Genomic DNA, 12,277 nt, shown 5'->3' with positions numbered 1-12,277 from the left:
TCAGGCGACCTCGACCGGGGTGCCGCCGAGACGACCGAGCGCATCGACCACCGACACGGGCTCAAGCAGGCGCAAGCAGTTGTAATGACCAAAACGGCAGGTGCGGTCGAAGCAAGGGCTGCACTCGATCCCCAGCCGCACGACCTCGACGTGATCGGCCAGCGGCGGGGTAAAGCCCGGCGAGGTCGAGCCGTACACAGCAACCAGCGGCCGGTTCAACGCGGCAGCCACGTGCATCAGGCCGGAATCGTTGGACACCACGCTGTCGGCGCACGACAACAGGTCAATCGCTTCGGCCAGCGAGGTCTCGCCGCTGAGGTTGACGGACTCTTCACGCAGGCCCGGGATCAGTCGCTCGCGGATGCTTTCGCCCACCGGATGATCCTTTTTCGAACCGAACAGCCAGACCTGCCAGCCTTCGCGGATCTTGGTTTCCGCCACTTTGGCGTAGTGCTCGGCGGGCCAGCGCTTGGATTCGCCGAACTCGGCGCCAGGGCACAGGGCCAACACCGGCCGGTCCAGCGTCAGACCGAATTTTTCCAGCGCGGCATCACGGCTGGCCAACTCGATTTGCAGCGCCGGCTTGGGATAAGGACGCGGCAGTTCAGCGTCCTTTTCGTATGCCAGCGCCATGAAACGCTCGATCATCAGGGGGTAGCGGAGTTTGTCGAGGGTGCGCACATCGTTGAGCAGACCGTAGCGAAACTCGCCACGCCAGCCGGTGCGCTTGGGGATGCCGGCAAAGAACGGCACCAGCGCGGACTTCAGCGAATTGGGCAGAAGAATGGCCTGGTCGTACTGGCCCTTAAGGGATTTGCCGATGCGTCGACGGGTTGCCAGCTCCAGCGCGCCGTGGCCGAGCGGAAAGCTCAAGGCCTGGCGCACCTCGGGCATGCGCTCAAGGATCGGTCGGCTCCACTCGGGGGCCAGTACATCGATTTCACATTGCGGGTGGCGCTGTTTCAGACGCTGGAACAGCGTTTGCGCCATTACCATGTCACCGACCCAGCTGGGCCCAACGATCAGAATTCTCATGCTCAATCCAAAAACGACCAGAAACGAGCAGGGAGGCTCATCAGGCTGCGCGCCGCTTGCACACACCCTGACGCCTCCCTGTCATAGCTTTATATAAGTGCCCATGATTTCGGACAAACCTGTAGGAGCGAATTTATTCGCGAATGGCCGTGCCAGGCGACAATGCATCCGCGGCAAAGACATCGCTTCGCGAATAAATTCGCTCCTGCAGAGGGTAGATACCGGTCAAATCAACTCAACCCCATCTCACCCCAGATCCGCATCACTTCACGCCTTTCAGCCTGAAATTGATCACCCCGGATGACCCCCGCCTGCTTCTGCAACGCCTGCCGGTGGGCGGCTGAGCGGTAGGCCTTGTAGGCCTCGCGCAGCAGACTGGCGTCAGCGGCGGGAATCAAGCCCACCAGTTCCAGGCCTTCGAGAATCCGGATGTTATCGGTGTAACGCAGCAATTCAGAATGTTTCCTGGACCACGCCAAGGCCGCGTATTGCACCATAAATTCAATATCGACGATACCTCCGGCGTCCTGCTTGAGGTCGAAGGGCGACGTGGGCTCGAAGGCATTCGCGCCTTTTCCGGCGGTGGTGATCCGGGTGCCGAGGTTGTCACGCATCTTGGCGCGCATCTCGCTGACCTCCTGACGCAGCACCGTCAAATCGCGATCCCGCGCCAACACCGACGCCCTCACCCCCTCGAAACCTGCACCCACATCGCGACTGCCCACCAGCACCCGGGCACGCACCAACGCCTGGTGCTCCCAGGTCCAGGCCTCGTTCTCCTGGTAACGGGAAAACGCCCCCAATGAACTGACCAACAACCCTGAGGCACCGGACGGACGCAGGCGCATGTCGACTTCATACAGCTGGCCGGAATTGGTCTGGGTGGTCAGCAGATGAATGATCCGCTGGCCCAGCCGGGTGAAGAATTGCGCGCCGTCGATGGGCTTGGGCCCGTCGGTTTCAGCCTGTGGATCGCCATCGTGGATGAACACCAGGTCCAGGTCCGAACCATGGCCCAGTTCGATCCCGCCGACCTTGCCATAGCCGACAATCACGAATCCGGGATCGCACAAGGTCCCGTCGGGACGCTGCGGGGCACCATGTCGAGCGACGGTGTGGCGCCAGGCCAGGGCCAGCACCTGCTCAAGAATCGCTTCGGCCAGCCAGGTCAGGTAATCGCTGACCTTCATCAGCGGCAGGCTGCCGGTGATTTCCGAGGCGGCCACGCGCAACCGGTGCGCCAGTTTGAAGTGCCGCAGCGCCTCCATTTGCTGCTCAAGATCATCTTCGGGAATCCGCGTCAGCCGCTCACGCAGCTCGGCGGCCAGTTCCGGCGCCTGAGGCGGGCTGAACAAGCGCCCTTCATTGAGCAACTCGTCCAGCAACAGCGGGAATTTGGCGATCTGCTCGGCGATCCACGGACTGGCCGCACACAGCGTGAGTAAACGCCGCAGGGCGTCGGGGTTTTCCGTGAGCAGCACCAGATAGGCCGAGCGACGGGCCACGGCTTCCACCAGTGGCAGCACGCGTTCGAGGACCAGGTCCGGGTTGTCGTGCTCGACCGCCTGGGCCAGCAGGCGTGGGATGAAGGCATCGAGTCGTTCACGGCCCAGACGCTGCATCGAGCGCAGCTGAGAACTGTTGCGCAGATCGGTCAGGTGTTTGAGTGCTTTCTTCGCGTCAGCGAATCCGCCGTCCAGCAACTGGCGGCAAGCGCTTTCTTCATTTTGGGATTCTTCCCACAACGGCAGCCACTCGCCGCCGACCGGTACATCGGTGTCTTCCTGACCGGGCTCTTCATCTGGATCGGCAATAACCTGACGGAAATGCCAGTCCACCCGACCACGCCACTGCATCAGTTTCTCGTGGAAACTGGGCCAGTCCGCAAATCCCATCATGAACGCAATGCGCGCCTGATCCTCATCGCTGTCGGGCAGCATCTGCGTCTGGCGGTCGGCGATGGCCTGAATCGCGTGCTCGGTGTAGCGCAGGAATTCATAGCCCTCGCGCAGCTCATCGGTCACGGCGGCGGGCAGATAACCCTGGCCTTCCAGCGTGCGCAGCACTTTGAGTAACGGCCGCTGTTGCAAGCTGAGGTCGCGCCCGCCGTGGATCAGCTGAAACGCCTGGGCGATGAATTCCACTTCACGGATGCCGCCCGAGCCCAGCTTGATGTTCTCGGCCATGCCCTTGCGGCGGACTTCCTGCTGAATCAGCTGCTTCATGGTGCGCAACGCTTCGATGGCAGAGAAATCCAGGTAGCGGCGATACACGAAGGGCCGCAGGAGCTGCAGCAGTTCCTCGCCCTGCCGCTGATCGCCACCGACCACTCGCGCCTTGATCATGGCGTAGCGTTCCCAGTCGCGGCCCTGATCCTGATAGTACTGCTCCAGCGCGTTGAAGCTGAGCACGAGCGCCCCGGATGAACCGTAAGGCCGCAGGCGCATGTCGACGCGGAACACAAAACCATCCACCGTCACCGGATCCAGCGCCTTGATCAGCCGCTGACCCAGCCGAATGAAGAACTCCTGGTTATCCAGCGGCCGTTTCACGCCCTCGGTTTCGCCCCCTTCGGGGTACGCGAAAATCAGGTCGATATCGGACGACAGATTCAGCTCAACCGCCCCCAGCTTGCCCATGCCGAGGATGACCATTTGCTGGGGCTCGCCACTGCGACGCCCCATCGGCGTGCCGAATTGCTGGCAATGACGTTCGTACAACCACCCATAGGCGAGGTCGATGCAGGCGTCGGCCATGTCGGAAAGATCACGGCAGGTTTCGACCAGATCTGCCTGGCGAGTGAGGTCGCGCCAGACAATTCGGACTTGCTGGCGCGTGCGTTGACGACGTAGATTACGCCCCAGTTCGTCTTCACCGGTCGCACCGGACACCGCCGTCGCAATTTGCTCACGCATCTCACCCGCCTTGAAACTGCGCTCCAGCTCACCGCTTTGGGCGAGCTCGAACAGCATTTGAGGGTCACGGGCGACCTGCAGGGCAACGAAGTCGCTGGCCGCGCATACCCGGTCAAACGCGTGAAGACGCGCAGCGGGCCATGCGTCGAAAGCGCCTTCTGCACCGTCCGGCAGTGAAGAAAGGGATGCACGAAACGATTGCTGTGCGCGAGTGACCAACGGCAGAAGGATGGCCGGCAGTTCAGCCAGTGAAGGGAGGCTCATGGTCTATCCTGATCGGCGTTCAAGAGGCTACCCGCCGTGCATGCCGGAAGCAGGTCACGGGAAGACTGTCGAACAAAGGTAAAAAATTGCTGGCGATCTTTAGTTGTTGGCAGCCAGCTTTGTCTTTGAAGGCCTTCGTTGAATTTTCAACCAGAATCAACGATTTTTCGCACGACCCGACATGAGCTAAAAGCTCGCAAAACTGTAGTTTTACTACTGTATATACAAGTTGAAAAGCTGAAATGGCTCACGATTTGTAGTAAAACTACACGACCGGGTACAACACCGGTCATCCAAGAATTTACGTCGTCTGCCCACAAGGCCAGTCGCAACAAACTCAGGCAACCGATTCTGGAAGCCTTTCCGCCCTGGAGCAAGCCATGCAAGACCTCGATCCCGTCGAAACCCAGGAATGGCTGGACGCCCTGGAATCGGTTCTCGACAAAGAAGGCGAAGACCGTGCGCATTATTTGATGACCCGTATGGGTGAGCTGGCCACACGAAGTGGTTCGCAGCTGCCATACGCCATCACCACGCCATACCGCAACACCATCCCCGTTACCCACGAAGCACGCATGCCTGGCGACCTGTTCATGGAACGCCGCATTCGCTCGCTGGTACGCTGGAATGCGTTGGCAATGGTTGTCAAAACCAACATCGGCGACCCGGATCTGGGCGGTCACATCTCCAGCTTCGCTTCCAGTGCGACGCTCTACGACATCGGCTTCAACTATTTCTTCCAGGCCCCGACCGACGAACACGGCGGCGACCTGATCTACTTCCAGGGTCACGCATCGCCAGGCGTCTACGCCCGTGCGTTCATGGAAGGCCGCATCACCGAAGAGCAAATGAACAACTTCCGTCAGGAAGTGGACGGCAACGGCCTGTCCTCTTATCCACACCCGTGGCTGATGAAAGACTTCTGGCAGTTCCCGACCGTTTCCATGGGTCTGGGTCCGATCCAGGCGATCTACCAGGCGCGCTTCATGAAGTACCTGGAGCATCGCGGCTATATCCCGGAAGGCAAGCAGAAAGTCTGGTGCTTCCTGGGCGACGGCGAGACCGACGAGCCGGAATCCCTGGGCGCCATCGCCCTGGCCGGTCGCGAGAAGCTGGACAACCTGATCTTCGTGGTCAACTGCAACCTGCAACGTCTTGACGGTCCGGTTCGCGGCAACGCCAAGATCATCCAGGAACTGGAAGGCGTGTTCCGCGGTGCTCAGTGGAACGTGACCAAAGTCATCTGGGGCCGTTTCTGGGACCCACTGCTGGCCAAGGACGTCGACGGCATCCTGCAACGTCGCATGGACGAAGTCATCGACGGCGAGTACCAGAACTACAAAGCCAAAGACGGCGCGTTCGTGCGTGAGCACTTCTTCAACTCGCCGGAACTCAAGGCGATGGTTGCAGACTTGTCCGACGACGAGATCTGGAAGCTCAACCGTGGCGGCCACGACCCGTACAAAATGTATGCGGCGTACCACCATGCTGTGAACCACAAAGGTCAACCGACCGTGGTGCTGGCCAAGACCATCAAGGGTTACGGCACCGGCGCCGGTGAAGCGAAAAACACCGCGCACAACACCAAGAAGGTCGATGTCGACAGCCTGCGTCACTTCCGTGACCGCTTCGACATCCCGGTCAAAGACGACCAGCTCGAATCCCTGCCGTTCTACAAGCCTGAAGAAGGCAGCGCCGAGGCCCGTTACCTGGCCGAGCGCCGTGCCGCACTGGGTGGCTTTGTCCCTCAGCGTCGCGCGCAGAGCTTCAGCCTGCCGACCCCGCCACTGGAAACCCTCAAGGCCATCCTCGACGGTTCCGGCGATCGCGAAATCTCCACCACCATGGCCTTCGTCCGCATCCTGGCGCAGCTGGTCAAAGACAAGGAAGTCGGTCAGCGCATCGTCCCGATCATCCCGGACGAAGCCCGTACCTTCGGCATGGAAGGCATGTTCCGCCAGTTGGGCATCTACTCGTCCGTCGGCCAGCTCTATGATCCAGTCGATAAAGAACAAGTGATGTTCTACCGCGAGGACAAGAAAGGTCAGATCCTCGAGGAAGGCATCAACGAAGCAGGCGCCATGTCCTCCTTCATCGCGGCCGGTACGTCGTACAGCAGCCACAACCAGCCGATGATTCCGTTCTACATCTTCTACTCGATGTTCGGTTTCCAGCGCATCGGCGACCTGGCTTGGGCCGCTGGCGACAGCCGCACACGTGGCTTCCTGATCGGTGGCACCGCCGGGCGTACTACGCTCAACGGCGAAGGCCTGCAGCACGAAGATGGTCACAGCCACATCCTGGCGTCGACCATCCCGAACTGCCGCACCTTCGACCCGACTTACGGGTACGAACTGGCTGTGATCATTCAGGACGGCATGCGCCGCATGTTCGAAGAACAGCAGGACGTTTTCTACTACCTGACCGTGATGAACGAATCCTACGTGCAGCCTGCCATGCCGGCCGGCGCCGAGGAAGGCATCATCAAGGGCATGTACCTGCTGGAAGAAGACACCAAGGAAGCGGCGCACCACGTGCAGCTCATGGGGTCGGGCACCATCCTGCGTGAAGTGCGCGAAGCGGCGAAGATCCTTCGGGATGAGTTCAACATCGGCGCTGACGTCTGGAGCGTGACCAGCTTCAACGAACTGCGTCGCGATGGCCTGGCCGTCGAGCGCAGCAACCGCATGAAGCCGGGCCAGAAGCCACAACTGAGCTACGTTGAAGAGTGCCTGAGCGGCCGTAAAGGTCCGGTCATCGCTTCGACCGACTACATGAAACTGTTCGCTGACCAGATCCGTCAGTGGGTTCCGACCAAGGAATACAAAGTACTGGGCACTGACGGTTTCGGCCGCAGTGACAGCCGCAAGAAGCTGCGCCACTTCTTCGAGGTGGATCGTCACTTCGTCGTGCTGGCAGCGCTGGAAGCCTTGGCCGATCGTGGCGACATCGAACCTAAAGTGGTGGCCGAGGCCATCGTCAAGTTCGGCATCGACCCTGAAAAACGTAATCCACTGGACTGCTAAGAGTCTGCTTCAAGATCGTTTAGAGCGCCGATGGACGCGCAAGACAACCGAGGATGCGGAATTTACGTCTGTAAATGAGCATCCGAGGTTGTTTTTGTCGCAACCGACGTCGGCGCAATCGAGCAAGAACAGGTTCTCCGAAGGAGAGACATTGTGAGTGAGCTAATTCGTGTACCCGACATCGGCAACGGTGAAGGTGAAGTCATTGAGTTGATGGTCAAGGAAGGCGATCGCATCGAGGCCGACCAGAGCATCCTGACGCTGGAATCCGACAAGGCGAGCATGGAAATTCCGGCGCCCAAGGCTGGCGTCATCAAAAGCATGAAGGTCAAGCTGGGCGACCGCCTGAAAGAAGGCGACGAACTGTTTGAACTGGAAATCGAAGGCGACGCGCCGGCTGCCGAGGCTGCACCGACCCAAGAGAAGCCTGCCGCCGAGGCTGCACCTGCACCGGCCGCCGCCGCCGAACCTGCCGCCGCTGCCGCCCCCGCCGCTGAAACCGTGCAGGACATTCATGTCCCTGACATCGGTTCTTCGGGCAAGGCCAAGATCATCGAATTGATGGTCAAGGTCGGCGACAGCATCGAAGCTGATCAATCGCTGATCACCCTCGAATCCGACAAAGCCAGCATGGAAATCCCATCGCCCTCCGCAGGCGTCGTCGAAAGCATCAGCGTGAAGCTGGACGACGAAGTCGGCACCGGCGATCTGATCCTGAAACTGAAAGTGGCCGGCGCTGCGCCAGCCGCCGCACCCGCACAATCTGCTGCGGCTGCACCTGCGAAGGCGGATGCACCTGCCGCCGCGCCAGCTGCACCTGCTGCTGCACCAGCGCCGAAAGCCGAAGCTGCACCGGCTCCGGCCGCAGAACCGGCCAAAGACGGCGCCAAGGTTCACGCGGGCCCGGCTGTTCGTCAGCTGGCCCGTGAGCTCGGCGTTGAGCTCAATGCTGTTTCGGCGACCGGCCCACACGGCCGCATCCTGAAAGAGGACGTGCAGGGTCACGTCAAAGCGATGATGCAGAAAGCAAAGTCGGCCCCTGCTGCCGGCGGCGCAACCGGCGGCATGGGTATCCAGCCGATTCCGGAAGTCGATTTCAGCCGTTTCGGCGAAATCGAAGAAGTGCCGATGACCCGCCTGATGCAATTGGGCGCGACCGGCCTGCACCGTAGCTGGCTGAACATCCCGCACGTGACGCAATTCGACCAGGCCGACATCACCGACCTGGAAGCTTTCCGCGTTGCGCAGAAGGCTGTGGCCGAGAAGGCTGGCGTCAAGCTGACCATCCTGCCGCTGCTGCTCAAATCCTGCGCCTTCCTGCTCAAGGAACTGCCGGACTTCAACGCCTCGCTGGCGCCAAGCGGCAAAGCGATCATCCGCAAGAAGTATGTGAACATCGGCTTTGCCGTGGACACCCCGGACGGTCTGCTGGTCCCTGTTATCAAGGACGTCGACAAGAAAAGCTTGCTGCAACTGGCCGCCGAAGCCGCTGTTCTGGCCGAGAAAGCCCGCACCAAGAAACTGTCGGCGAACGAAATGCAGGGCGCCTGCTTCACCATCTCCAGTCTCGGCCACATTGGCGGCACCGGCTTCACGCCGATCGTCAACGCGCCGGAAGTGGCGATCCTGGGTGTTTCCAAGGCCACCATGCAACCGGTCTGGGACGGCAAGGCGTTCCAGCCGAAGCTGATGCTGCCGCTGTCATTGTCCTACGATCACCGCGTGATCAACGGCGCCGCAGCCGCACGCTTCACCAAGCGTCTGAGCGATTTGCTGGCCGATATCCGTACGATCCTGCTGTAACGCAGAAGGGGATTGACCTTATTTACAGCGCTTCACCGTAAGCAAGTCAGTCCCCTTTTCAGTTTCGAGCTGCCACGCTCGCACCTCAACCCCGCTCTCTGGCGGGGCTTTTTTTGCCCGCGCGAAGGTCGGAGCACCTGCAGGAGTCAACTTGTTGTCAATACGATTGACCCGCCAGGCAGAAATATCGCCTTGCGAATGCATTCGCGCCTGTGGCACGTAGCCGCAAGGTATACCTGTCATTACAAGCAGTTAGCTCGCATTCCCGACAAATCCGACCAGCTACCTTCAGTTACTGCCTCATTTGCCGAAAGATTTATAGCACTAAGCCATCGCGCTCACTTGTCAGTCCGCGCTGCATGATGCAACCTTGCGACAACGCGACCTAACAATGGGCTTCTCGCCCGTGCGCGATCAGAACTCTGAAAGTGAGTCCTTCATGAAAAGCCAGCCCGATGCTGCCGGTAGACCGGCGGCCGAGGTAGTGACGCAATTGCCGGTGCCCTCGCGGCTCGGCATGCTGCGTTTCGAGCGGCTCAATGAAGCCAATTGGGCGCTCCTGTACCTGGACCCCAATTGTGAAAAGCAGTTTGGTATGGCCGCCGTTGAACTTTGCGCGCTGATCGGCTCGCCCTACGCCAGCCTCATGGAACCCGAAGCGCGCTACCAATTGCACGACGCCGTGCAATTGCAGTTGGCGAGCAGCCCGCATTACCTGATCCGCTATACCCTGCACACCGCCCGCGGGCCGTTAGGCCTGATGGAAGTGGGTGAAGGCTACAAGCAGCACAACCGTCAATTACTGCGTGGCTATCTGATGATCGTTGAAGATGCTGTTCAGGGCGGCGAAACGAGCATCGATCCGGATCTGGAATCCCAGAACAGCCGCTTGCAGATTGCCCTTGAATTGAATCAGCGCGCCCAGCACGAGCAGTTCCAGCAGCTGGAACGTGTTCACGCCCAGCAAAGCCTGATTCTGCGTTTGGCACGCCACCGCTACAGTTCCGGCAACTCGCTGCAGGAAGCCGCGCAACTCATCACCCAGAGCGCGTGCGAGATCTACGATATTTCCTGCGCCAGCATCTGGAACCTCAACGGCCAGGTGCTCGAGCCCATTGCCGAATACCGGCGCGACGCCAGCATGTCGCGCAAGACGGGCCCTATCGACATCAGCTGCTTCCCCAGCTACCTCGAAGCCCTGCACACCAGCCGTGCCATTGATGCCAGCGATGTCGAACATGACCCGCGCACCCGCGAAATGGCCGACAGCCTGCGCCCGCGGGACATCAACGCCATCCTCGACGCCAGCGTGCGGATCGATGGCCAGGTCGTCGGCGTGCTGTGCCTGGAACAGACCGGCACCCCCCGTGAATGGCAATCGGACGAAATTGCGTTCGCTGGCGAGCTGGCGGATCAGTTCGCGCAAGTCATCAACAACCACAACCGTCGCACCGCCACCAACGCGCTGCACCTGTTTCAGCGCGCCGTGGAACAAAGCGCCAACGCGTTTTTGCTGGTCGATTGCAACGGCGTGGTCGAATACGTCAACCCCAGCTTCACCGAGATCACCCAGTATTCCGCCGAGGAAGTTCACGGCCACAAATTGTCTGAATTGCCGGCACTGGAGAATCTCAATTCACTGTTGCTGGACGCCAATTCCAGTCTGGTCAGCAGTAACAGCTGGCAGGGTGAATTCAAGAGCCGGCGTAAAAACCTCGAACCGTACTGGGGCCAGCTGTCGATCTCCAAGGTGTTTGGCGACGACCGCGAACTGACCCACTACATCGGCATTTACGAAGATGTCACCCAGGCCAAGCTGTCGCAGCAACGCATCGAGCGCCTGGCGTACACCGATAACCTGACCAATCTGGGCAATCGCCCGGCGTTCATTCGCACCCTGGACGAGCACTTCGCCCGGGACGTCGAAACGCCCATCAGCCTGCTGCTGGTGGACATCGATAATTTCAAGCGGATCAACGACAGCCTCGGTCACCAGACCGGCGACAAGCTGCTGATCAGCCTTGCCCGGCGTCTGCGCAACAGTTTGAGCCCGAGCGGGATCCTGGCGCGCTTCGCCAGCAACGAGTTCGCGGTGCTGCTGGACGACACCAATCCCGAAGAAGGCCAACGCATCGCCAGCCAGGTACTGACGACGCTGGACAAGCCGATGTTCGTCGACAACCAGTTGATCAGCGTGACCGGCTCCGTGGGCCTGGCTTGCGCCCCGCTGCACGGGCGTGACCCGCAGACCCTGATGAAGAACGCGGGCCTGGCGCTGCACAAGGCCAAGGCCAACGGCAAGCACCAGGTGCAGGTCTTCACCGAGGCGCTGAACGCCGAGGCCAGCTACAAGCTGTTTGTGGAAAACAATCTGCGCCGCGCGCTGACCCAGAACGAGCTGGAAGTCTTCTACCAGCCCAAGCTGTGCCTGCGCACCGGCCGCCTGCTGGGCATGGAGGCGTTGCTGCGCTGGAACCATCCTGAAAAGGGCATGATCCGTCCGGACCAGTTCATCAGCGTGGCCGAAGAAACCGGGCTTATTATCCCGATCGGGAAATGGGTCGCGCGTCAGTCGTGCCGCATGACCAAGCAATTGACGGCCGCCGGCTACGGCAAGCTGCACGTGGCCATCAACGTGTCACCCAAGCAGTTCTCCGACCCGGAGCTGGTGGCGTCGATCGCCACCATCCTCAAGGAAGAAGAGCTGGACGCGTCGCTGCTGGAACTGGAACTGACCGAAGGCTTGCTGCTGGAAGCCACCGAAGACACCCGGCTGCAACTGGAGTCGTTGAAGACCCTTGGTCTGACCCTGGCGATGGATGACTTCGGCACCGGGTATTCATCCTTCAGTTACCTGAAAAAATTCCCCATCGACGTGATCAAGATCGACCGCAGCTTCATCCGCGACATCCCGGATGATCAGGACGATATGGAGATCACGTCGGCGGTCATCGCCATGGCGCACAACCTCAAGCTCAAAGTGGTCGCCGAAGGCATCGAGACCGCAGCGCAACTGGCGTTCCTGCGTCGTCATCGCTGCGATGTCGGCCAGGGTTACCTGTTCGACAAGCCGATCCCCGGCGAAGAGCTGATCGAAAAACTCAGGCGCTACCCCCGCGGCCCTTTGGCCTGAGCACTGCGCTGTGGCACCCCTCGTTTGAATAAGCGGTTTGCGCCCCCATATACCCCTGCTACTGACACCATCTCTTCCTGCCCCAGAGAGGATTGCCTCAT

The 12,277-nt window shown here is 60.4% G+C and carries 5 protein-coding genes; 3 read left to right on the top strand and 2 right to left on the bottom strand.

The window, feature by feature from the left end; genetic code table 11:
- Together waaF and glnE are read right to left on the bottom strand one after the other, a co-directional pair.
- The gene (gene waaF / locus ABQX22_RS11000) at positions 1-1,035 is read right to left on the bottom strand and encodes a lipopolysaccharide heptosyltransferase II (RefSeq protein ID WP_349799345.1); all 1,035 of its coding nucleotides are present in this window, start codon (positions 1,033-1,035) and stop codon (positions 1-3) included.
- A gap of 230 nt (positions 1,036-1,265) precedes the next feature.
- The gene (glnE, locus tag ABQX22_RS10995) at positions 1,266-4,214 is read right to left on the bottom strand and encodes a bifunctional [glutamate--ammonia ligase]-adenylyl-L-tyrosine phosphorylase/[glutamate--ammonia-ligase] adenylyltransferase (protein WP_349799344.1); all 2,949 of its coding nucleotides are present in this window, start codon (positions 4,212-4,214) and stop codon (positions 1,266-1,268) included.
- Between the two features lie 380 nt (positions 4,215-4,594).
- Here glnE and aceE point away from each other — a divergent pair, with 380 nt between their 5' ends.
- From aceE to ABQX22_RS10980, 3 genes are all read left to right on the top strand, one after another.
- Positions 4,595-7,240 carry a pyruvate dehydrogenase (acetyl-transferring), homodimeric type gene (gene aceE / locus ABQX22_RS10990; protein WP_349799342.1) on the top strand — a complete coding sequence of 882 codons (2,646 nt, stop codon included), beginning with the start codon at positions 4,595-4,597 and terminating at the stop codon, positions 7,238-7,240.
- Between the two features lie 153 nt (positions 7,241-7,393).
- A complete protein-coding gene (gene aceF, locus ABQX22_RS10985) occupies positions 7,394-9,043 on the top strand; it encodes a dihydrolipoyllysine-residue acetyltransferase (RefSeq protein WP_349799340.1) in 1,650 nt (549 codons plus the stop codon).
- A 439-nt stretch (positions 9,044-9,482) separates the two neighbouring features.
- The gene (locus tag ABQX22_RS10980) at positions 9,483-12,176 is read left to right on the top strand and encodes a putative bifunctional diguanylate cyclase/phosphodiesterase (RefSeq protein ID WP_349799338.1); all 2,694 of its coding nucleotides are present in this window, start codon (positions 9,483-9,485) and stop codon (positions 12,174-12,176) included.
- Positions 12,177-12,277 lie beyond the last annotated feature (101 nt).

Source organism: Xanthomonas sp. WHRI 1810A (genome assembly GCF_040202885.1).
GTDB lineage: Bacteria > Pseudomonadota > Gammaproteobacteria > Pseudomonadales > Pseudomonadaceae > Aquipseudomonas.
Note: the sequence above shows the minus strand (reverse complement) of the source record. Positions and strands in the feature narration are given on the sequence as shown.